The sequence below is a fragment of the Polymorphobacter megasporae genome, assembly GCF_018982885.2.
Taxonomy (GTDB): Bacteria; Pseudomonadota; Alphaproteobacteria; order Sphingomonadales; family Sphingomonadaceae; genus Polymorphobacter_B; species Polymorphobacter_B megasporae.
Window position 1 is genome coordinate 1,205,819 of record NZ_CP081848.1, and the last position, 20,667, is coordinate 1,226,485.

Genomic DNA, 20,667 nt, shown 5'->3' on the forward strand with positions numbered 1-20,667 from the left:
CCGTGCCCCCGTCTGTCACTTGCACCTGAGAGCTTTGACCGGGTCGGACCCGGCTTACCCCTTCGGTGGAACGCGCCCAAAGACACGTCCGCTTTCCAGATCGTCGCTAACGCACCCGCGCGGTCCGGGGGCCTGAGAGATTCCGGGGGCGGTTGCTCCTTCGGCGGTGGCCTGCGCCACACTCTCCCGCGCGTGTGCCGGGCCGAAACCCGACGACGCGCTAGATGTGCCGCAACGTGCTGCGGCGCACAACTGTTATTTGGCGGCGTTATACGCCAGCGCGTCGTCGCTCAGCTGGAAGCCGACGAGCACTTCGAAGGTCGTCGCGCGCACCGCCGCCTTGACCTCGGGATCGGCGAGCGGATCGGTCGCGGCATCGAGATCGCCGGGTTTACGGACGCGATTGATCTTCTTCTGCATCGCATCGTTCATCGTCGCAGCGGCGCGCGAGACGTCGGCGTGTGCTGCCGCCGACGTCTGGGCGCGAATCTGCCCATCGGCGAAGTTGATCGTGACCGCGCCGACCTGCTTCGAGACGATAAGGTTGCCGCCCTGGACGAAGCTGACGAAGAACGGCAGCGACACCGATCGCGCGCCAACCGGCGAACTGCGCCGGGCGAGGACGTCGAAGGTGACTGCAGTGCCGAGCCGGTCGGCGGCCTCGTCGCAGACACCGCGAACGTTGGTAATCGCCGCGACGACGTCGATATCGCTCGCCGCGGTACCGCCGTTGGCGAACATCGTGATGTCGCCGGTATAGTTCGGGACCGCGACCGCCGGGCAGATCGAACGCTTCACGAGGAGCTGGTTCTTCTGGCACCCTGCGAGCAGGACAAATGCGACAACGCCGGCAACACGCAGTTTGGACAAATGGAAACCCTTCGCGACGATTGGCCGTATCATAGAATTCGTCCCCTGCGTGTACAAGTTATGGTGCCGGGTCGGGCGATGGCGTAAAGGGCTTCCCCAATGAATATCGCGCCTTCGTTCCGGCGGCTGCCGCCTTTACGCGTCATTATCGCCGCTCCGCGCGGCTTTTGCGCCGGGGTCGACCGCGCCGTCACCATCGTCGAACGGGCGATCGCCCGCTTCGGCGCCCCGGTCTATGTCCGCCACGAGATCGTCCACAACGCCCATGTCGTCGACGCATTGAAGCGGCAGGGCGCGATCTTCGTCGAGGAGCTGAGCGAGGTTCCCGACGGCGTGCCCGTCGTGTTCTCGGCGCATGGCGTGCCCAAGGCGGTCCCCGCCGAGGCGGCGGCGCGCGGGCTCAACTATCTCGATGCGACGTGCCCGCTCGTCTCGAAGGTCCATCGCCAGGCCGAGCGACTCGTCGAGGCGGGACGGCATATCCTGTTTATCGGTCACTGCGGCCATCCCGAGGTGATCGGCACCTTCGGCCAGGTTCCCACGGGGACGATGACGCTGATCGAGACCCTCGACGCCGCCGCGACCGTCACCGTCGCCGATCCCGACAGCGTTGGCTTTCTCACGCAGACGACATTGTCGGTCGACGATACCGCGGCGATCGTTGCCGAGCTCCAGCGGCGTTTTCCGGCGATCGTCGGGCCGAAGGGCGAGGATATCTGCTACGCAACGTCGAATCGGCAGGCGGCGGTCAAGGTGATCGCGCCGGATTGCGACCTCGTCCTCGTCATCGGCGCGGTCAACTCGTCGAACTCGCAGCGGCTGCGCGAAGTCGCCGAACGGTCGGGGGCGCGGGCATTCCTGATCCCGAGCGCCGCCGAACTCGACTGGACATGGTTCCAAGATGTTGCGACGGTTGGCGTAACGGCGGGGGCGTCGGCCCCCGAAGTGTTGGTTCAGGAGTTGATGACGTTGCTTGCAACCCGTTTTGAAACCTCGATCGAAGAGGTCACCAGCGCGGTCGAGGACGTCGTGTTCAAGCTGCCGCGAGCGCTGAATGCCTGACGCCGCCCCGGCGTCGGGGCACGGGTAATGGCAGTTTTCACTCCGGTTTCCGCCGAGGCGTTGGCCGGTTTCCTCGACCGCTACGACGTCGGCACCGCGACGAGTTTCAAGGGCATCGCCGAGGGCGTCCAGAATTCGAACTTCCTCCTCGATACCGACCGGGGCACCCGTTATTTCCTGACGCTGTACGAGGACCGGATCGACGCCGCCGACCTGCCTTACTTCCTCGCGCTGACGACTCACCTCGCCGACAAGGAGCTGCCGGTGCCGCGGCCGATCCCCGACCGCGGCGAGCGCATCTTGCAGATGCTGTGCGGCCGCCCGGCGTGCCTGATCGAATATGTCCCTGGCGTGTCGGTGACGATGCCGTCGCCGGTCGATGCCTTTGCCACCGCCGCGGCGATGGGGGCGATGCACCGGGCGCTGACCGACTTCACGCTGGTCCGCGACAACGAACACGGCCCGTCGGGCTGGCGGCGGCTCACCGCCGCGATCGGCGACCGCTTCGGCGCGGTGTCGCCGGGCTTGTCGACGATCGTCGAGGAGGAGCTAGGCGCACTCGCGGCGCGCTGGCCCGACTCGCTCGACCGCTCGACGGTCCACGCCGACCTGTTCGCCGACAACGTCCTGCTGCTCGGCGGCAAGGTCAGCGGGTTGATCGACTTCTACTTCGCCTGCACCGACATCCGCGCGTACGACCTCGCCGTGATGCACGCGGCGTGGTGTTTCTCCGCCGATGGCCGCCGCTATCATCCGGCGATCGCGGCGGCGTTGTTCGCCGGCTACCGCAGCGAGCACCCGCTGACCCCGGCCGAGGTCGCTGCCTTCGCCACCTTGTGCCGCGGGGCGGCGCTGCGCTTCACGCTGAGCCGCGCTTACGACTGGATCACGACCCCCGCCGACGCGCTGGTCACCAAGAAGGACCCGATGGCGTTCGCCCGGCGGCTGACATGGTATCGCAGCGCGACCCACACCGAGCTGTTCGGGGCCTGAGCGTGGCGATTGGTGCAGGAACCAGCGACGCGCCCAGCGTCGTCATCGCCACCGATGGCGCGTGCAAGGGCAATCCTGGACGCGGCGGCTGGGGCGCGATTTTGCGGATGGGAACCGTGGAACGCGAGCTGATGGGGGCGGAGACGCTGACCACCAACAACCGGATGGAGCTGACCGCGGCGATCCGCGCGCTCGAGGCGCTGACCAAGCCGTGCCGCGTGATCCTCACCACCGACTCGGCCTATGTCCGCGACGGCATCATGAAATGGGTCCACGGCTGGCAGAAGCGCGGCTGGCGGACCGCCGACGGCAGTGCGGTCAAGAACGTCGACCTGTGGCAGGCGCTGCTCGCCGCCGCCAAGCCGCACCAGGTCGATTGGCGCTGGGTCAAGGGCCACTCGGGCGACCCTGACAACGAGCGCGCCGACGCACTGGCGAATACTGCGATTGCGGCGGCGGCACGGTCGAAGGCGGCGGCTGCCCTCTAGCGCTTGCGGCACAGCGCGCCATATGAGCGCAGCCAGCCGGGAGACGACCGATGCCGAAACGACCCAGGGTTCTGCTCCAGACGACGATCACGACGCCGACCGACGATTGGGGGATTGTCCGCTTCAGCAAGCTCGCCGAGCTCCTCCGCAGCGAGGGCTTCGACGTCGTCGCGCGCGACCGTGATCCGCTACCCGCACCCGACTCGGTCCTGTCGACCCTCGATACCAGCGACTTCGACGCCGCATGGCTGTTCGCGGTCGACACCGGCGACGGGCTGACCACGGACGACTGTGCCGCGATCAGCCGCTTCCGCCGCAAAGGGCGCGGGTTGTTCGTGACCCGCGACCACATGGATCTCGGCTCGTCGGTGTGCGACCTCGGCGGGGTCGGCAAGGCGCATTATTTCCACTCGAAGAACCTCGACCCCGACGCCGCGCGGCATGCCGTCGACGACGCGGTGACGACCGATATCCTGTGGCCGAACTATCATTCGGGGGCGAACGGCGACTGGCAGCAGATCGCGGTCGAGGGGCCGCGCCACCCGGTCCTCGACGGCGTCGACCGCCTGCCCGCGCATCCGCACGAAGGCGGGGTCGGGGCCCCCGCCGACGAGCCGTCCGCCCGCGTCATCGCGACGGGCACCAGCCTGTCGACCGGCCGGCGCTTCAATCTCGCGGTCGCGTTCGAGGCCGGCGACAGCGGCGGCCCGGCGATCGCGGCGAGCACCTTCCACCATTTCGCCGACTATAATTGGGACCCCGCCACGGGCAGTCCGAGCTTCGTCACCGAGGCCCCGGGCGACGGGCTGGCCACCGACCCGGCGGCGCTCGCGTCGGCGCATCGCTACGCGGTCAACATTGCGAATTGGCTCGTGAGTCGGTGAATGAATCGAGGGGCTTGACCCCAGGGGCCTTGTTTACGCGGGTTGAAAGGTCACACGAAGTTCACGGTGTTTAAGATTGATTTTTACCGGCAGGGGCACGCGTCAAACGGCATGTGCACGCCGAGGCATGTGCGTTCGATCGGCTGACGATGAGAAAGAGCGAACGCCGCTCGGTGGCGACTCGAGCCGCCGACGCCACGTGCGCGGCGGGGGTGTAGGACAGCGAATTCGACGCATTGCCGCCAAGGCGCGATGATACTTCTTTCGTTATCCCCGCGAAGGCGGGGACCCATCACCCCAACCTTTCGTGGTGATGGGTCCCCGCCTTCGCGGGGACGACGGCTATATGAATGATGGCGGCTCTGCTGTGGATCATGGTCGATTGCTGGATCGCCAGACGCCTCCCCCGCTACCTCAACCGCCCGGGGGCATATGCTGCCGCGTCGACCGGCCCGGGCGGCAGGCCGAGCAGCGCCCGCGCGGCGAGGTCGCCCGCCGCTGGGGCGGTCTGGATGCCGAAGCCGCCCTGCCCGACGCACCAGAAGAAACCGGGGACGTCGCTGTCGAAGCCATAGACCGGGTTACGGTCGGGCGAGAAGGTCCGCAGCCCGGCCCAGCTTCGCTCGACCCGGCGAACACGGGCGGTCGTTGCACGCTCGAAGCGGTCGATCGCGACGGCGATGTCGAGTTCCTCGGGCGCGGCGTCGCGGGCGACATCGGCGATCTCGTCGTGCGGCGACAGCCACAGGCGCCCGCCATCGGGCTTGAAGTAGAAGCTCCCCGCGGCGTCGAAGACGACCGGCAGGTCGGCGGGCGGGGCGGGGTCGACATCAAGGACGACCATCGTCCGCCGCAGTGGCATCAGGCCGAGCGGCGCGACTCCGGCGAGAGCGGCGAGATGGTCACCCCATGCACCCGCAGCGTCAACAAGGGCGGTCGCGGTGAAGTCGCCCGCGGTTGTGGCGAGATGCCAGAGATATTCGCTTCCCCTCCCCTTCAGGGGAGGGGCGAGAGACGGCGCGCTTGCGCCGGCCCGGGGGTGGGGAGCTTCGGTGTTGGCATACCGCGACTCCCCCACCCCCGGCCCCTCCCCTGAAGGGGAGGGGAGGCCCTCGTGGGGGGTGTCCGCTTCATCTGCGGCGCGGCGTTCCGCTCTCTCGACCCGCGCGTTGCACACCAGCACCGCCCCGGCGCGCTTCGCCCCGGCGAGAAACCCCGCGTGCAGCGCCGCGACATCGATGTCGTGGCAATCGGGTTCGAGGAGACCAGCCCGCTCCCAGCCGCCGCCGACGATCGGGTAGCGCGCCGCCATCGCCGCCGCATCGACGACCCGCGTCTCGACGCCGAAGCCGTCGAAGTCGGCGGCGATTGCAGCGAGCGCGCCATCTTCTCCCGGCGCGGAAATGTGGAGCGCGCCCCGCGGGGACAGCAGCGGGTGCACCGCGAACCCCGGCGGAGGCGTGTCGAAGAAGGGGCGGCTCGCCGCCGACAGCGGGACGACCCCCGCGCCGCCGTAGGTCGGCTCCCAGAATGCCGCCGAGCGCCCGGTCGTGTGATAGCCCGGCGTGTCCTCGGCTTCGAGCAGGACGATCGACCCCGCGCCATGTCTCCCAAGAAAATAGGCGAGGCTCGCCCCGGCGATGCCCGCGCCGACGATGGCGATGTCGTAATGCTTGGTCATGCGAGAAACCCATCGATGCGGGCGAGGACCGGGTCGCGGATCGCGTCAGCCTCCCGGAGCAGTTCGTGCGCGGCCCCGGCGATCGGTTCGACCTGCGCGTGCGGCAACCGCTTCGCCAGCCGCGCCGCCGCCGCGCTGTCGACGAGCCGGTCGTTCGCCGCGGTCAGGATCAGCAGCGGGGTCGTCACGGCTTCGAAGATGCCGGGTGCGGTCAGCGCATCGAGCGAGGCGAAGGCGGCGGCGATCCAGCCGTTGGTGACGCCGCCGATTCGCAACCCCGGGTCATGCTCGACCCAATACGTCTCGTCGGCGATGCGCTCGGGGTCGCTGCTTAGCCGCCGAGCGCGGATCGCATTATTTGCCTGCGCCGCGCCCGCGCCCGGGGCATAGTCGCCCGCCTTGCCCCGCGCGACTTGGACCGTCGCGATGATGCGCGCGAGCCACGGGCCGACCGGCGTAGCAACGAGCCCAAGCAACGGCGACAGCAGCACCGCGCGGTCGATCGAGCCGGGCTGCGCGCTCAGGTGGCGGAGCAGCAGATGCCCGCCCATCGAATGCGCGACAGCGAAGTGCGGCGACGGCAGGGCATCGCGAAACCATGCGACCTGCTCGCCGAGATCGGCCACGAGCGCGTCGAAGCCGGTCGAGTGCCCCTTGTCCTGCGTGTCGCCGAGCCGCCCCGACAGCCCCTGCCCGCGCCAGTCGAACGCGGCGAGGCCGAACCCGCGGTCGTGCCAGTGCCAATAGCTTTCGGCGTATTTCTCGATGAAGTCGCCGCGCCCGCCGATGAACAGGATCGAGCCCCGCGTCGGTGACGCCGCCGCCCAGATCATCGACCGCAGCCGCCAGCCGTCGCGCATCGGCCGCAGTTCGGTCGCGGCACCGGGGGGAAGTGCGCGACGCCGCGCGAGGTCACTCATTCGGCGGGAGCACCGGCTTCGATCGCGACCATCTCGCCCTCATCCTCGCGCCCGCGCAGCCGCCGTCCCGGAACCGCGAGGGTGACGATGAACGCACCGAGGAACAGGATCGCGCTGATCGGGAACAGCCCGAGGATCGCCGCCGAGAAGCTCGCGCGGATGCCGTCGCCGGTCCGGGCGACGCGGTCGGGATCGGTCACTCCGCTTGCCGCAAGCGTGGTCCGCAGCGCGGCGGGGTCCATCGCCAGCGCCTGCGCGTGGCTCATGTCGACCCCGGTCTTACCGGCAGCCGCATCGGCGCGGACGAGGTCGGGGGCGCGGCGCGGGAGCTCGGCGGTCAGCGTGTTGGTCAGGATCGCGCCGAACAACGCGACACCGATCGTCGAGCCGATCTGGCGGAAGAACTGCGCCGATGCAGTGGCGACGCCGACCCGCCGCGGCTCGACCGCGCTCTGGATCGCCAGCGTGAACATGCCCATCGCCGGGCCGAGCCCGAGGCCAAGGACTGCCAGGCGCAGCATCAGCGCATTGCGCGACGTCTCCGGCCCGACCTGCAGCATGAGTCCGACGCCGAGGAGGCTCAGGATTCCACCCACCACGAGAACCGGCTTGTATTGCCTGGTCTTGCTCGCCGTCCGTCCGGAGACGACGCTGCCGACGAGCACGCCCCCCATCAACGGCAGGAGGGCAAACCCGCTCGCGGTCGCGGTGACGCCCCGCGCGACCTGCAAATAGAGCGGCAGGAACATGACGATGCCCATGAAGGCGACGTTGATGATGAACAGCGCGAGGTTGCCGCGCGCGAACACCGGGTTGGCGAACAGCCCGATCGGAACGACGGCGTGGTCCTTGTTCCGCGAATAGAGCAACAGCACGGCCAGCCCGGCGACCGCGCCGCCGAGCATCGCCACGATCACCGGCGATTCCCAGGCATAAGCGTGGCCACCCCACGTCAGCGCGAGCAACAACGGCACGAAGGTCAGCAGGATCAGTGCGCTGCCGATCCAGTCGACCCGCCGCTCGCCGCCGACCTGCCCGCCGGTGTTCGGCAGCCGGTTGAGCAGGATCCATAACGCTACTGCGCCGAGCGGGAGATTGACGTAGAAGACGAAGCGCCAGCCGCTGATGACATGGCCGAACAGCGCGGTCGTCGCGTGTTCGGTCAACGCGCCGCCGATCACCGGCCCGGCGACGCTGGCGAAGCCGAACATCGCGCCGAACAACCCAGTGTATTTACCGCGCTCGGCAGGCGGCACGATGTCGGCGATCGTGGCGAACGCGCCGGTCGTCAGCGCGCCCGCACCGATCCCCTGGAGCGCGCGGCAGACGATCAGCTGGTTCATGCCGTCGCCGACGACCGGCAGCGTGCCGAACTCGCCCGCGAGCCCGCAGAGCATCGAGCCGATAAGGAAGACGACGACGCCGAAGACGAGGATCGGCCGCCGCCCGTACAGGTCGCCGAGCTTGCCGTAGATCGGCACGACGACGGTCGACGCGAGCAGGTACGACGTCCCGACCCAGGCGATGCGTTCGAGCCCGTGGAGCTCGGCGATGATCCGCGGCATCGCCGTCGACACGATCGTCTGGTCGAGCGCCGACAACAGCAGCACGATCAGCACCGCGCCGATCGCGAGGCGGCGTTCACCGGTTTCGAGACGATATTCGGGAGCCGGTGCAGCGACGGTCATCATCATCGATTAGCAGCCGGGGACTTGTCGAACCACCCCGTTCGCCGCATGTGCGGCGAGACGTGACACACTCTTGCCGCGCGTGCGGCGAGGCGCGACTGCGGAGCGAAGCCGATGGCCACAACGTATGAATTCAGCCTTGCCTATGCGCTGTGGGCGCTCGGGGGACTTGTCCTCGGCTTGCTCCTCGGACGAATTTTCCGGCGGACGGTGCGCGTTGCCGCGGTCGCCGATACGGCGGGGCTTGCCGCGGCGCGGACCGAGGCGGCGCAGGCGCAGCGCGAGCTCGCAGCGAGCCGCGAGGCGATGCGCCCGCTCGCCGACGAGGTCGACCGGCTCAAGCGTGAAAACGCCAAGCTGCGGCGGACCGCGCAGGAGCCGCTGCCGCTGACGACGCCGCTGGCAACTCCGGCGCTGGGTGCTTCAGTGCTTGGGGCCGAGCCGCTCGTTTCCGAGCCGCTCGCCGGGACCGGGCCGATCGTCGCGGCGGTCCCCGACATTCGCGCGCTCAAGGGAGTCGGCGACAAATTCGCCGCCGCGCTCGAAGCGATCGGCCTCGACTCGGTCGACAAAATCGCGCGGTTGAACGCCGACGAGGCGCTCGACGCCGACGCCCAGCTCGGCGCGTTCAACGGGCGGATCGCGCGCGACCGGCTGGTCGAACAGGCGACGTTGCTCGACGAGGGGCGGACGACCGAATACGCCGCGCGCTTCGGCACTCCGGGCTAAGCGGCGAGCGTCGCCAGCACTTCGGCGAGCAGCGCGGGATCGCCCGCCGCGACGACGCGGCCGTCGCTGCCGCGACGCAGCGGCGCGCCGGCCCAGTCGGTCATTACCCCGCCGGCACCGGTGACGACGGGAACGAGCGCCGCCCAGTCGTAGACCTTGAGTCCCGATTCGACGACGAGGTCGAGGCAGCCGGTCGCGACCAACCCGTAATTGTGATTGTCGCCGCCGTAGAGGACGTCGCGTGCGCCGGTCCGGATGCGCTGAAACGCGGCGGGGTCGTCGAACATATACGGTGAGGTCGTCCCGACATGCGCCCCCGCCAATGCCGGGCAGGCTCGCACCCGCACCGTCGCGCCATTGAGCGTCGTTCCCGTGGCGTTCCCGATCCAGCGGTCGCGGGCGATGCACTGATCGATCACGCCGAGTACCGGGATGCCGTCCTCGAGCAAGGCGATCAGCGTCCCGAACAGCGGCCGCCCGGCGATGAAGGCGCGGGTCCCGTCGATCGGGTCGATCACCCAGACCCGCGCCGCGTCGGGGCGGTCCTCGCCGTATTCCTCGCCGATGATGCCGTCGCCGGGGCTTTCTGCAGACAGGATTTCGCGAATCGCGGCTTCGGCAGCGCGGTCGGCGACGGTTACCGGCGACGCGTCGTCCTTGGTTTCGACCGCAGCGAGGTTGCGGAAATGCGGGCGGATCACCTCTCCGGCAGCGTCGGCGAGGCGGTGGATCAGGGCGATGTCGGCGTCGTTCATAAACCTAGGTCCGCCAATATCATTGCGCGATGCTCGTCGAGCGCCGGGGCCTTCCCCCGCACCACAGGGTCGGCATAGCCCGACAGCTTGACGGGATTGCCTGCCGCGAGCAGCGGCGAGCCGTCGGGGAAGCCCGTCGTGATCGCCATGTTCCGCGCCTGCACCTGCCGGTGGCCGAGCGCCTGCGCGACGTCGTGGAGGGGACCGCACGGCACCCCCGCCGCCTCGATCACGCCGAGCCAGTGCGCCGCATCGCCTTCCGCCAGCCGCGCTTCGAAGATCGTCGCGAGCGCGTCGGCATGGTCGGTCCGGCTGGCGTTGGTCGCGAAACGCGGATCGCTGAGCAGACCGGGGAGGTCGAGCGCGGCGGCAAGCGTCGTGAACAGTGAATTATTCCCCGCCGCGACGACGATATGCCCGCCCCGGCAGGCATAGGCCGCGAACGGCGTGATCGACGGATGCCGCGCGCCGAGCGGCCCGGGCGCAATGCCGGTGACGGCAAAGCGCGCGACGGCGTTCTCGAGGATCGCGATCTGCCCGTCGAGCATCGCGACGTCGACGAACAGCCCCTCGCCGGTCCGCTCGCGGTGATGGAGCGCGGCGAGGATGCCGGTGACGGTGAACAGCCCGGCGGTGATGTCGCCGATCGACGTGCCCACCCGCGTCGGCTTGCCGCCGGGCCAGCCGGTGACCGACATGATCCCGCCCATCGCCTGGACGATCATGTCGTACGCGGGCTTGTCGCGGTCGGGGCCGGTGTGGCCGAAGCCCGACGCGGCGGCATAGATCAGCCGCGGGTGCTTGGCGTGGAGCGCGTCCCAGCCGAGCCCGAGCCGCTCCATGACACCGGGGCGGAAGTTCTCGACGAGGACGTCGGCGCGCGCGACCAGTGCGTCGAACACGACGCGGTCGCCGGGGTCGGCGAGGTCGAGCGCGATCGATTCCTTGCCGCGGTTGATGCTCGCGAAATATGCCGACTGGCTGGGGTCGCCCGCCTTGAACGGTCCGATGTGGCGGCTGTCGTCGCCACCGGGGTTGCCCGCGGTTGCGGGCCGCTCGACCTTGACCACCCGCGCGCCGAGATCGCCGAGGACCATCGTCGCATACGGCCCGGCGAGGACGCGCGACAGGTCGACGATCAACAGGTCGTCGAGCGGGCCGGAGGTGGAGGGCATGGCGGCGTCGTAGCCGGTCAGCCCGGCGGACGGAAGCGAAGGTTACGCCGCCGTCTCACGGTGCGGCGTTAACCAATTGCGTTCTACCGTATCCGATTTGCCGTCCGTGCCATCCGCCGATGCAATTCTGGAGTTAGCCAGTTGGCTACTGCTTTATTTGCCGCGTGCCGGGTGAACCTGGTGCCCTGCCGGGAACCCAGCTTAGGACGTGCAAATACTGTTGCCCTGCCACGTCCAAGGCGGAAGAGCTGCTACGATCAATAGTATCGGATATCGGCAAATATTGATCTTGTAGATCGCGCGCGGCGCACTCTGACATTGTATTCTATTGCGGAAACGCAACGAACTTCGCCAAAAAATATCTTTAGGCCGCGGAACGAAATCCAGCATCGTCAACATGTCGGTCATCTTTACACTGACCTAGTAACCATTGAATTTGGGATGAGCGTAATCAATGGCTTATCCGGCTCTCAAGTTTTGGCACAACGTTTGCATGGTTAACGGCGCTGGTGTTGGGGGATCGGCGTATCTCGAACGCTTTCCGTGGAGCAGATTAACATGATCAAGATTCTTTCAATCGCCGCAGTTGCCCTGATGGCAACCCAGGCTTCGGCGCTGACGAAGATCGTTCCGCTGGGCTTGATCGTCGTTCCGCCGACGCAGACGTCTTCGCTCGGCACGACGTTCTTCACCAACGGCGACAATAGCGCGTATTACGAGTTCACGGTGTCGCAGCCGAACACGGCTGGCGTGAGCAGCTTTACGAACAGCGCGGTCGGCAAGACGGGCTTCTTCAACTTCTCGTCGATCGGCCTGTACGAGGGTCTCGGGACCAGCGGCACGCTGCTCCAGACCGGGACGATCGTCCCGCGCAATGACGGCGGCACGACGCAGGCGTACCTCGATGAGTACACCTTCACTGCAGGCAAGAGCTACACGATCGCCTACTCGGGCAAGGTCGTCGGCGAGCCCGCATCGGTCGGCAGCAGCATCACCTTCGCGCTTGCAGCGGTTCCCGAGCCGGCCTCGTGGGCGCTGATGATCGTCGGCTTCGGCATGGTCGGTTACTCGGCCCGCCGCCGCACTGCGGTCGTCACCGCTTAAGCGGATATCTACGGATCTTAAGGGGGGCGCGCTTCACGGCGCGCCCCCCTTTTTTCGTCCCGGTTGGTTCGCACCTGGTTAATGAAGGGTTTGCGAAATGGCCGCCTCGGGCAAAGACGCCTGTGGAGGGGCGTGATGTCCGAAACCGTGCTGGATTATGTCGTCAAATCCCGGAACGGCACCTGGAGCGTTTTCAAGCGCACTCAGGATAGCCGACGGGGCTGGCTCAAGACGTACGAGCTGTCCTGCCATGCGACCCGCGAAACCGCGGTTGCCGAAATGCGCGCGCGCAACCTTGCCCATGTCGCGAGCCAACCCGAATAGACACATTTGCTTGATGGCCGACGCGATGTCCGCCCGTCTGCCGTCGTCGGTGCAGTCGCCAATCGGTCGGCTCTTAATCGAGATAGAAATGCGCCGACGGCTTGCCGCGTTAAGCACGTTCCGACCGTCAACCCATTTCGTTGTGTAAACGAAACGAAATTAAAGTGTCGGGTTAGTTTACACTTATGAAGGCGGCGATATTTCTCGCTTGAACGATATCAAGATGTTCGCCTTTCGGACGGGTTTGGCACGATGCTTGCGTAAGGGATTATGCCGGGCCTGGGGGGGCTGGCGCAGGCCCACGATTTTCGTCTCGAATGAGGACAATATATGATCAAGGTTATCTCAATCGCCGCATTCGCCCTGATGGCGGCCAAGGCGTCTGCAGTTACCATGCTCGTTTCGCTCGGCGCGATCGTTGTCCCGCCGACGCAGTCGTCGTCGTTCGGCATCACTTTCCAGAAGAATGGTGCGAACACCGGTCTGTACGAGTTCACGATCTCGCAGGCGAATACGGTTGGTGTCAGCAGCTTCACCAACAGCGCCGTCGGTAACATCGGTGTGTTTAATTTCGCGTCGCTCGATCTCTACAAGGGTACCGGCACGGCCGGATCGCTGCTCGCGACCGGCACGATCGTTCCGCGCGCCGGCGGCACAACGCAGGCCTATCTCGGTTCCTACACCTTCGATGTCGGCAGCTACACGATCGCCTACACCGGCACCGTCCGGGGCCGTCCGGCGAGCGTCGGCAGCAGCATCACCTTCGCGATGGCGGCGGTTCCCGAGCCCGCTTCGTGGGTCATGATGATCGCTGGTTTCGGCATGGTGGGCTTTGCGGCCCGCCGTCGCAACTCGGCCGTCACCGCCTAAACTTCGTTCAAGTCCGACACGAGGGGCGCGCCGCAAGGCGCGCCCCTTTTTCGTTGTGACTGCGTGCTGCCCGGAGCGGGGGATGACGCCCCCTGCAGACCGGCTATAAGAACGCAGCTATCCTGGGGTCCGACCGATTATGCTGCTTGCGCTTGCCGCCGTTCTCGCCGCCGCCACGCCCGACGCCGGGCTCCACCGCTTCCGCGAGGTCGCCTTGTCTCCGGCCGGCGAAGTCGCCGCGGTCGAGAGCGTCGTGCCGATCGATACCGGCGCGCCCGATCCGCACACCGCGATCGTCGTCCGGTCGGCAACCGGCAGCATTCTTCGCCGGATCGACCCGTGCCCGACGTGCGGCTACGGCGCGCCTGCCTGGTCTCCCGACGGCGCGTCGATCGCCTTTGTCGTCACCGACCGCGCGACGAGCACCGCGACGCTGACGGTTGCGAGCGGGGGCAAGCTGCGCTCGCTCGCCTCGGTTCGCGGCGTTGCCCAGACCCCGCGCTGGTCGCCCGACGGCAAGACGATCGCGCTGCTCGCGACCGAGGGTGCGACCAAGGCGACCGGTGCGGTCGAGGCCGGCGCGGCGCAGGTCGGCGAGATCGGCGCGGCCGACGACGAGCAGCGGATCGCGGTCGTCCCCGCCGCCGGCGGATCGCTGCGGATGGTCTCGCCGTCCGACACCTTCGTCTACGAATACGACTGGACCCCCGACGGGCGCGGTTTCGTCGCGACGGCATCGAAGGGCAACGGCGACGATAATTGGTGGGTCGCGAAGCTGATCGCGGTCGATGCCGGCGGCGGCGCAGCGCGGGTGATCGCCTCGCCCAAGACCCAGCTCAATCTGCCGCGCGTGTCGCCCGACGGCAAGACGGTCGTCTATATCGGCGGGCTGATGAGCGACTTCGGCCCGGTCGGCGGCGACCTGTATGCGGTCCCGTTCGCGGGCGGCACCCCGGTCAACCTGACCCCGGGAATGAAGGCGACGGTCCGCTCGCTGGCATGGAAGGGGGCCGACCCGGTCGCGGTCCGGCTCGTCGGCGATCAGAACGAGATCGACCGCGTCGCGCTGACCGCGACCTCGGCGACCTTCACGCCGCTGTGGTCGTCGTCGGCGACCCCCGACGCTGCCGACGGCGACGTCGCGATCAGCCGTGATGGCACGCATTTCGCCGCCTCGATCGAGGATTTCGAACACGCGCCGGAGATCGCGACGGGGAGCCTGGCGGGCAGCACGCTCGCGCTGACGCCGATCACTCGTGAGAATGCGGGGCTCGGGTCGAACGCGGTTGCCAAGAGCATCAAGTGGAAGAATGAAGGCTTCAACGTCCAGGGCTGGCTGCTCGCACCGAAAACGCTCGTGCCCGGGCGCAAATATCCGATGATCACGATCATTCACGGCGGCCCGTCGTCGGCGACGACCCCGTCGTATCTGTGGAACGGGACCGTCCGCCAGCTGATCGAGCGCGGCTATTATGTCTTCCAGCCGAACCCGCGCGGCAGCTATGGGCAGGGTGAGGCCTTTACCCGCGCCAACGTCCGCGACTTCGGCGGCGGCGACCTGCGCGACATCCTCGCCGGGGTCACCGCGGTCGAAAAGGCCGCCCCGGTCGACGACAAGCGGCTCGGTGTCTACGGCCACAGCTATGGCGGGTTCATGACGATGTGGACCGTGACGCACTCGACCCGCTTCAAGGCGGGCGTCGCGGGCGCGGGCATCGCCAATTGGATCAGCTATTACGGCCAGAACGGCATCGACAAGTGGATGATCCCGTTCTTCGGCGCGAGCGCATACGATGACCCGGCGATCTATACCAAGCTGTCGCCGCTGACGACGATCAAGGCTGCGAAGACCCCGACGCTGATCTATGTCGGCGAGCGCGACGTCGAATGCCCGCCCGCGCAGTCGGTCGAGTTCTGGCACGCGCTCAAGGAGGTCGGGGTTCCAACAAGCCTGATCATCTATGCGGGCGAGGGTCACCGCATTCGCAAGCCCGAGAATATCCACGACCGCGAGACGCGGACGATCGGCTGGTTCGACAAGTACCTCAAGTAACATGCCCGCGGTCAGCGTCATCATCCCGCACTTCGAGGATCTCGCAAACCTCGGCCTGTGCCTCGATGCGCTCGCCGCACAGACGTTTCGTGATTTCGAGACGATCGTCGCCGACAATGCCTCGCCCGCCGGAACCGCTGCAGTCGAGGCGGTGATCGCGGGGCGGGCGACGCTCGTCATCGCGCACGAGCGCGGTGCGGGGGCGGCGCGCAATGCCGGGGTTGCGGCGGCAGGAGCAGGCATCCTCGCCTTCACCGACGCCGATTGCGTCCCCGCGCCGGGCTGGCTCGCTGCGGGGGTTACCGCGCTCACTCAGGCCGATCTCGTCGGCGGGGCGATGCGCGTCTCGTTCGCCGACGAAGCCGCGCCGACTGCGGTCGAGGCGTTCGAGCGCGTCTTCGCCTTCGACAATCGCGCCTACGTCGAGGGCAAGGGCTTCAGCGTCACCGCCAATTTGTTCACCCGCCGCGACGTCTTCGACACGGTCGGCGGCTTCCGCGCGCATGTCTCGGAGGACGCCGACTGGTGCCTGCGCGCGCGCGATGCCGGCTACCGGATCGCTTACGCGGCCGACGCCATCGTCGCCCACCCGGCGCGGCGGACGTGGGAGCAGCTGACGCGGAAATGGGAGCGGCTGGTCCGCGAGAGCGCGGCGCTGCATACGGCGCGCGGCGGGGGTTCGGCGGGGTGGCAGGTGCGAACGTTGCTGCTGCCGGTGTCGGCGATTGCGCATCTGCCGAAGGTGCTCGGATCGGCGAAGCTGCCCCGCATCGCCGACCGCATCGCCGCCGCCGGGGTCCTGTTCAAGCTGCGGCTGTGGCGCTTCACCGCCGCGCGCCGCCTCGCCTGAAACGTGTAGAGCGTCCCGAACTTAATCCGTTCCCAGCCTTGAGGATTCACGATGCGCGCGATCGAACTTCAGGCGCCGATATCACTCGAGCGGTTGACTCTCGTCGACCGGCCCGACCCCGGCCAGCCAGGGCCCGGCGAGATCCGCGTCGCGCTCCACGGCAGCACCTTGAACTTCCACGATCTGGGCGTCGCGACCGGCCGGATGGGTGCCGCCGCTAGCCGCATCCCGCTCGCCGATGGCGCGGGCACAGTCGAGGCGGTCGGCCACGGCGTCACCGAATTCGCTGTCGGCGACATGGTCGTGTCGTGCTTCTTCCCCGACTGGCAGGATGGCACCGCCACCGTCGGCGACTTCAGCCGGACGCCGGGCGACGGCATCGACGGCTTCGCGCGCGACTTCGTCGTCCTCCCTGCAACAGAATTCACGCTCGCGCCGAAGGGTTACGACGCGGTCGAGGCAGCGGCGATCACCACCGCGGGGCTGACTGCGTGGCGTGCGCTCGTCGGCGACGGCGGCCTCAAGGCGGGCGACAGCGTGCTGCTCCTCGGCACCGGCGGCGTCTCGATCTGGGCGTTGCAGATCGCCAAGGCGATGGGTGCAAAGGTCGCGATCACCTCGTCGTCGGGCGACAAGCTCGACCGCGCCCGGTCGATGGGAGCCGACTTCACGGTCAATTACCGCGAGCAGGCCAACTGGGGCGCGGTCGTCAGCGACTGGACCGGCGGGCGCGGTGTCGACCATGTCGTCGAGGTCGGTGGTCCGGGGACGCTTGCCCAGTCGATCGATGCGGTCCGCGTCGGCGGGCATATCTCGCTGATCGGCGTGCTGACCGGGATCAGCGGCGAGGTTCCGACCGCCGCGCTGATGGGCAAGCAGGCGCGGCTCCAGGGGCTCATCGTCGGCAGCCGGCGGCAGCAGCAAGACTTCGTTCGCGCGCTCGATAGCAGGGGGATCAAGCCAGTGATCGACCGCCGCTTCCCGCTCGAACAGCTCGCCGACGCGTTTCGCCACGAGATGAGCGGCAGTCACTTCGGCAAGATCGGCGTCGAATGGTAGGCACGGGGATCGAGTCGCAGGCGAAAGGCACCGCCTGATCGCCCCGTATTCGCGTCGTTAAATTTTGCCTTCCGTACCAACTACCCGTCGTGCATGATCGCGGGTAGACCTTCGTGCGGAGAGAGACCTTGCTGAGACGTGACTTCCTCACCGCATCCGGCTTCGGGCTCGGCGGTTTCGTACTCCCCGCGACGTTCGGCAAGCTCATCGCCGCCGAGGCACTGATCGACGGGGCGATCGCGCTCTCGGTCAAGAAGACCCTCGCCGACGCCGCGCTCCAGGCGGCAACCGCCGCTGGGGCGAGCTACTGCGACGTCCGCGTCGGGCGCTATCTCCGCCAGTTCGTCATTACCCGCGACGCGCACGTCGAGAACGTCGTCAACACCGAATCGATCGGGGTCGGCATCCGCGTCATCGCCGGCGGGGCATGGGGCTTTGCCGCGACCAACGACATGACCACCGACGGCGTCGCCACCGCCGCGCGGCAGGCGGCGGCGATCGCCAAGGCCAATGCGCGCAACCAGACCGCCCCGGTCCAGCTCGCCCCGACCCCGGGCGTCGGCGAGGTGTCGTGGCGCGCGCCGATCCGCACCAGCGCGATGTCGGTGCCGGTCAAGGAAAAGGCCGCGTTGCTGCTCGACGTCAATGCTGCGGCGCTCGCGAACGGTGCCGACTTCATCAACTCGGTCCTGTTCTCGGTCAACGAGCAGAAGTATTTCGCGTCGACCGACGGCTCGTACATCGATCAGGACGTCCACCGCATCTGGCCGCTGATGCGCGTCACCGCGGTCGACAAGGCAACCGGCAAGTTCCGCACCCGCTCCGAACTGTCGGCGCCGATGGGGCTCGGCTACGAATATCTCGACGGCAACAAGGCCGACCAGACCGTCCTGCCCAACGGCGTCGTCGTCTTCTGCAAGTCGTACGACATGAAGGGCGACGCGATCGCGGCGGCGAAGCAGGCGCGCCAGAAGCTCAAGGCGCCGTCGGTCAAGCCGGGCAAGTACGATCTCGTCCTCGACCCGTCGCACACCTGGCTGACGATCCACGAATCGGTCGGCCACCCGACCGAACTCGACCGCGTCCTCGGGTACGAAGCCAATTACGCCGGGACGAGCTTCGCCACGCTCGACAAGCGCGCGAACCACTTCAAGTACGGCAGCGACCACGTCACGATCGTCGCCGACAAGATCCAGCCGGGCAGCCTCGGTGCGGTCGGCTACGACGACGAAGGCGTCAAGACCAAGCGCTGGGACCTGATCAAGGACGGTGTCCTCGTCGATTACCAGGTCATTCGTGACCAGGCGCACATCATCGGCAAGACCGCGTCGGACGGCTGCTGCTACGCCGACTCGTGGTCGAGCGTGCAGTTCCAGCGGATGGCGAACGTCTCGCTGCTGCCGGGCAAGGCCAACCTCAGCGTCCCCGACATGATCAAGGACGTCGAAAACGGCATCTACATCATCGGTGATGGCTCGTTCTCGATCGACCAGCAGCGCTACAACGCCCAGTTCGGCGGCCAGCTGTTCTACGAGATCAAGAACGGCAAGGTCGGCGAGATGATCGAGGACGTCGCCTACCAGATCCGCACGCCGGAGTTCTGGAACGCGTGTGTCGGGGTCTGCGACGACCGCGACTACCGCCTCGGCGGGTCGTTCTTCGACGGCAAGGGCCAGCCGGCGCAGGTGTCGGCGGTCAGCCACGGGTCGTCGACCGCGCGCTTCAACGGCATCAACGTCATCAGCACCGCCCGCTCGCTCGGTTGATCCGCGCTCCAGGAGACATATTCAGATGAGTATCTTCACCGAGGCGCAGGCCAAGGCGATTCTCGACAAGGTCATCGCGCTGTCGAAGGCCGACCAGTGCACCGCCCAGCTCAGGGGCTCGATCGACGGCAACGTCCGCTTCGCGCTCAACAACGTCTCGACGAGCGGGATCGTCAGCAACGTCGACCTGTCGGTCGAGGTCGCGTACGGCAAGCGCGTCGGCATCGCGACGATCAACGAGTTCGACGACGCCGCGCTCGAACGCGTCGTCCGCCGCGCCGAGGACCTCGCCAAGCTCGCGCCGGAAAACCCCGAATTTGTTCCGGCGGTCGAGAAGCAGACGTACAAGCCGACCGCGACGTTCAGCCCGGCGACCGCGGCGATCACACCCGACTATCGCGCGCAGGTCGCCGCCGACTCGATCCAGCCGTGCAAGGCCGAAAAGCTCGTCGCCGCGGGTTTTCTCCAGGACGGCCAGAGCTTCGTCGCCTTCGCCAACAGCAAGGGCAACTTCGGCTACCAGCAGGCGACCAACATCGATTACACCTGCACCGTCCGGACCGACGACGGTCGCGGCTCGGGCTGGGTCGGGCGCAACGTCCAGGACGCCAAGGCCTTTAGCGCCGGGTCCGACATCCGCACCGCGATGCGCAAGGCGAGTGCATCGGCCGATGCCAAGGCGATCGAGCCGGGCAAATACACCGTCATCCTCGAACCCGCTGCGGCCGCCGGGCTGCTCGCCTTCATGTTCCGCGCGTTCGACGCGCGTCAGGCCGACGAGGGGCGCAGCTTCCTGTCGAAGAAGGGCGGCGGCAACAAGATCGGCGAGCAGGTGTTCGACCGCCAGGTCAACTTCACCGCCGACCCGTCGCACCCCGAGGCGCTGATCCTGCCGTGGGACGACGACGGCCAGCCGCGCGAACGGCTGCCGCTCGTCACCGACGGCAAGGTCAGCAACCTGCAATATTCGCGCTATTGGGCGCAGAAGCAGGGCAAGAAGGCCAATGCCGACATCGGCAACCTCGTCATGGCGGGCGGCACCAAGTCGACCGCCGAGCTGATCAAGACCACCGCCAAGGGCATCCTCGTCACCCGCACCTGGTATATCCGCATGGTCGATCCGCAGACCGTGCTGCTGACCGGGCTGACGCGCGACGGGACGTTCTACATCGAGAACGGGCAGATCAAGTATCCGCTCAAGAACTTCCGCTTCAACGAGTCGCCGGTGATCATGCTCAACAACATCGAGGAGCTGGGCAAGCCGGTCCGCGTCAAGGGTGACGAGTCCGACCTGATCATGGTCCTGCCGCCGATGAAGCTGCGCGACTTCACCTTCACCTCGCTGTCGGACGCGGTCTGAGCCGAATGCCGGGGCTGACCCGGGGGGATTTTCTGC

19 protein-coding genes and 2 riboswitches are annotated in these 20,667 nt (G+C 67.6%); of the genes, 13 read left to right on the forward strand and 6 right to left on the reverse strand.

Annotated features, from left to right (window positions below):
• Positions 1–2: 2 nt before the first annotated feature.
• Positions 3–109: riboswitch (glycine riboswitch) on the reverse strand.
• A gap of 1 nt (position 110) precedes the next feature.
• Positions 111–199: riboswitch (glycine riboswitch) on the reverse strand.
• A 56-nt stretch (positions 200–255) separates the two neighbouring features.
• Positions 256–903, reverse strand: coding sequence for a hypothetical protein (locus KTC28_RS05605; RefSeq protein WP_216709553.1), 648 nt, complete (start codon positions 901–903; stop codon positions 256–258).
• A 66-nt stretch (positions 904–969) separates the two neighbouring features.
• Here KTC28_RS05605 and ispH point away from each other — a divergent pair, with 66 nt between their 5' ends.
• The 4 genes from ispH to KTC28_RS05625 are packed head-to-tail and all read left to right on the forward strand — an operon-like array spanning position 970 to position 4,297.
• Positions 970–1,932 (forward strand): 4-hydroxy-3-methylbut-2-enyl diphosphate reductase, encoded by a 963-nt coding sequence (gene ispH, locus KTC28_RS05610; protein ID WP_216709552.1) that lies wholly within the window; start codon positions 970–972, stop codon positions 1,930–1,932.
• Between the two features lie 27 nt (positions 1,933–1,959).
• Positions 1,960–2,925 (forward strand): homoserine kinase, encoded by a 966-nt coding sequence (thrB, locus tag KTC28_RS05615; protein WP_216709551.1) that lies wholly within the window; start codon positions 1,960–1,962, stop codon positions 2,923–2,925.
• 2 nt (positions 2,926–2,927) lie between these two features.
• The gene (gene rnhA / locus KTC28_RS05620; RefSeq protein WP_255602298.1) at positions 2,928–3,413 is read left to right on the forward strand and encodes a ribonuclease HI; all 486 of its coding nucleotides are present in this window, start codon (positions 2,928–2,930) and stop codon (positions 3,411–3,413) included.
• 50 nt (positions 3,414–3,463) lie between these two features.
• A complete protein-coding gene (locus tag KTC28_RS05625) occupies positions 3,464–4,297 on the forward strand; it encodes a hypothetical protein (RefSeq protein WP_216709549.1) in 834 nt (277 codons plus the stop codon).
• 409 nt (positions 4,298–4,706) lie between these two features.
• On the opposite strand, the gene KTC28_RS05630 is transcribed toward KTC28_RS05625, so the two are convergent.
• The 3 genes from KTC28_RS05630 to KTC28_RS05640 are packed head-to-tail and all read right to left on the reverse strand — an operon-like array spanning position 4,707 to position 8,586.
• Positions 4,707–5,978, reverse strand: coding sequence for an NAD(P)/FAD-dependent oxidoreductase (locus KTC28_RS05630; RefSeq protein ID WP_216709548.1), 1,272 nt, complete (start codon positions 5,976–5,978; stop codon positions 4,707–4,709).
• Positions 5,975–6,898 (reverse strand): alpha/beta fold hydrolase, encoded by a 924-nt coding sequence (locus tag KTC28_RS05635; RefSeq protein WP_216709547.1) that lies wholly within the window; start codon positions 6,896–6,898, stop codon positions 5,975–5,977. The genes KTC28_RS05630 and KTC28_RS05635 overlap by 4 nt, the downstream gene beginning before the upstream one ends.
• Positions 6,895–8,586, reverse strand: a complete 1,692-nt coding sequence (locus KTC28_RS05640) for an MDR family MFS transporter (protein ID WP_216709546.1) — start codon at positions 8,584–8,586, stop codon at positions 6,895–6,897. Before KTC28_RS05640 ends, KTC28_RS05635 begins: the two co-directional genes overlap by 4 nt.
• A gap of 114 nt (positions 8,587–8,700) precedes the next feature.
• Here KTC28_RS05640 and KTC28_RS05645 point away from each other — a divergent pair, with 114 nt between their 5' ends.
• Entirely contained in the window at positions 8,701–9,315 is a 615-nt protein-coding gene (locus KTC28_RS05645) for a helix-hairpin-helix domain-containing protein (protein WP_216709545.1), read from the forward strand.
• On the opposite strand, the gene hisN is transcribed toward KTC28_RS05645, so the two are convergent.
• Complete coding sequence (hisN, locus tag KTC28_RS05650; RefSeq protein ID WP_216709544.1) at positions 9,312–10,070, reverse strand: histidinol-phosphatase; 759 nt, start codon at positions 10,068–10,070, stop codon at positions 9,312–9,314. The genes KTC28_RS05645 and hisN overlap by 4 nt on opposite strands.
• Positions 10,067–11,245, reverse strand: coding sequence for a CaiB/BaiF CoA transferase family protein (locus KTC28_RS05655; protein ID WP_216709543.1), 1,179 nt, complete (start codon positions 11,243–11,245; stop codon positions 10,067–10,069). The genes hisN and KTC28_RS05655 overlap by 4 nt, the downstream gene beginning before the upstream one ends.
• 558 nt (positions 11,246–11,803) lie before the next feature.
• On the opposite strand from KTC28_RS05655, the gene KTC28_RS05660 reads away from it, so the two are divergent.
• The 8 genes from KTC28_RS05660 to KTC28_RS05695 all read left to right on the forward strand — a co-directional run bounded on the left by KTC28_RS05660 (position 11,804) and on the right by KTC28_RS05695 (position 20,631).
• Complete coding sequence (locus KTC28_RS05660) at positions 11,804–12,349, forward strand: FxDxF family PEP-CTERM protein (RefSeq protein WP_216709542.1); 546 nt, start codon at positions 11,804–11,806, stop codon at positions 12,347–12,349.
• 135 nt (positions 12,350–12,484) lie between these two features.
• Positions 12,485–12,673, forward strand: a complete 189-nt coding sequence (locus KTC28_RS05665) for a hypothetical protein (RefSeq protein WP_216709541.1) — start codon at positions 12,485–12,487, stop codon at positions 12,671–12,673.
• A gap of 330 nt (positions 12,674–13,003) precedes the next feature.
• A complete protein-coding gene (locus KTC28_RS05670; protein WP_216709540.1) occupies positions 13,004–13,543 on the forward strand; it encodes an FxDxF family PEP-CTERM protein in 540 nt (179 codons plus the stop codon).
• Between the two features lie 139 nt (positions 13,544–13,682).
• Entirely contained in the window at positions 13,683–15,596 is a 1,914-nt protein-coding gene (locus KTC28_RS05675; RefSeq protein WP_216709539.1) for a S9 family peptidase, read from the forward strand.
• Position 15,597: 1 nt separating this feature from the next.
• Positions 15,598–16,446, forward strand: coding sequence for a glycosyltransferase family 2 protein (locus KTC28_RS05680; protein WP_216709538.1), 849 nt, complete (start codon positions 15,598–15,600; stop codon positions 16,444–16,446).
• 51 nt (positions 16,447–16,497) lie between these two features.
• On the forward strand, positions 16,498–17,505 hold the full coding sequence (locus KTC28_RS05685) for a zinc-dependent alcohol dehydrogenase family protein (protein WP_216709537.1): 1,008 nt from the start codon (positions 16,498–16,500) through the stop codon (positions 17,503–17,505).
• 128 nt (positions 17,506–17,633) lie between these two features.
• Positions 17,634–19,271, forward strand: coding sequence for a TldD/PmbA family protein (locus KTC28_RS05690; RefSeq protein ID WP_216709536.1), 1,638 nt, complete (start codon positions 17,634–17,636; stop codon positions 19,269–19,271).
• A gap of 25 nt (positions 19,272–19,296) precedes the next feature.
• Positions 19,297–20,631 (forward strand): TldD/PmbA family protein, encoded by a 1,335-nt coding sequence (locus KTC28_RS05695; protein ID WP_216709535.1) that lies wholly within the window; start codon positions 19,297–19,299, stop codon positions 20,629–20,631.
• The last annotated feature ends 36 nt before the right edge of the window (positions 20,632–20,667 follow it).

Bases quoted from the DNA above. Each gene is read 5' to 3' on its own strand.
- KTC28_RS05605 (WP_216709553.1), bottom strand. From the start codon at position 903: ATGATACGGCCAATCGTCGCGAAGGGTTTCCATTTGTCCAAACTGCGT.
- ispH (WP_216709552.1), top strand. From the start codon at position 970: ATGAATATCGCGCCTTCGTTCCGGCGGCTGCCGCCTTTACGCGTCATT.
- thrB (WP_216709551.1), top strand. From the start codon at position 1,960: ATGGCAGTTTTCACTCCGGTTTCCGCCGAGGCGTTGGCCGGTTTCCTC.
- KTC28_RS05625 (WP_216709549.1), top strand. From the start codon at position 3,464: ATGCCGAAACGACCCAGGGTTCTGCTCCAGACGACGATCACGACGCCG.
- KTC28_RS05630 (WP_216709548.1), bottom strand. From the start codon at position 5,978: ATGACCAAGCATTACGACATCGCCATCGTCGGCGCGGGCATCGCCGGG.
- KTC28_RS05635 (WP_216709547.1), bottom strand. From the start codon at position 6,898: ATGAGTGACCTCGCGCGGCGTCGCGCACTTCCCCCCGGTGCCGCGACC.
- KTC28_RS05640 (WP_216709546.1), bottom strand. From the start codon at position 8,586: ATGACCGTCGCTGCACCGGCTCCCGAATATCGTCTCGAAACCGGTGAA.
- KTC28_RS05645 (WP_216709545.1), top strand. From the start codon at position 8,701: ATGGCCACAACGTATGAATTCAGCCTTGCCTATGCGCTGTGGGCGCTC.
- hisN (WP_216709544.1), bottom strand. From the start codon at position 10,070: ATGAACGACGCCGACATCGCCCTGATCCACCGCCTCGCCGACGCTGCC.
- KTC28_RS05655 (WP_216709543.1), bottom strand. From the start codon at position 11,245: ATGCCCTCCACCTCCGGCCCGCTCGACGACCTGTTGATCGTCGACCTG.
- KTC28_RS05660 (WP_216709542.1), top strand. From the start codon at position 11,804: ATGATCAAGATTCTTTCAATCGCCGCAGTTGCCCTGATGGCAACCCAG.
- KTC28_RS05665 (WP_216709541.1), top strand. From the start codon at position 12,485: ATGTCCGAAACCGTGCTGGATTATGTCGTCAAATCCCGGAACGGCACC.
- KTC28_RS05670 (WP_216709540.1), top strand. From the start codon at position 13,004: ATGATCAAGGTTATCTCAATCGCCGCATTCGCCCTGATGGCGGCCAAG.
- KTC28_RS05675 (WP_216709539.1), top strand. From the start codon at position 13,683: ATGCTGCTTGCGCTTGCCGCCGTTCTCGCCGCCGCCACGCCCGACGCC.
- KTC28_RS05680 (WP_216709538.1), top strand. From the start codon at position 15,598: ATGCCCGCGGTCAGCGTCATCATCCCGCACTTCGAGGATCTCGCAAAC.
- KTC28_RS05685 (WP_216709537.1), top strand. From the start codon at position 16,498: ATGCGCGCGATCGAACTTCAGGCGCCGATATCACTCGAGCGGTTGACT.
- KTC28_RS05695 (WP_216709535.1), top strand. From the start codon at position 19,297: ATGAGTATCTTCACCGAGGCGCAGGCCAAGGCGATTCTCGACAAGGTC.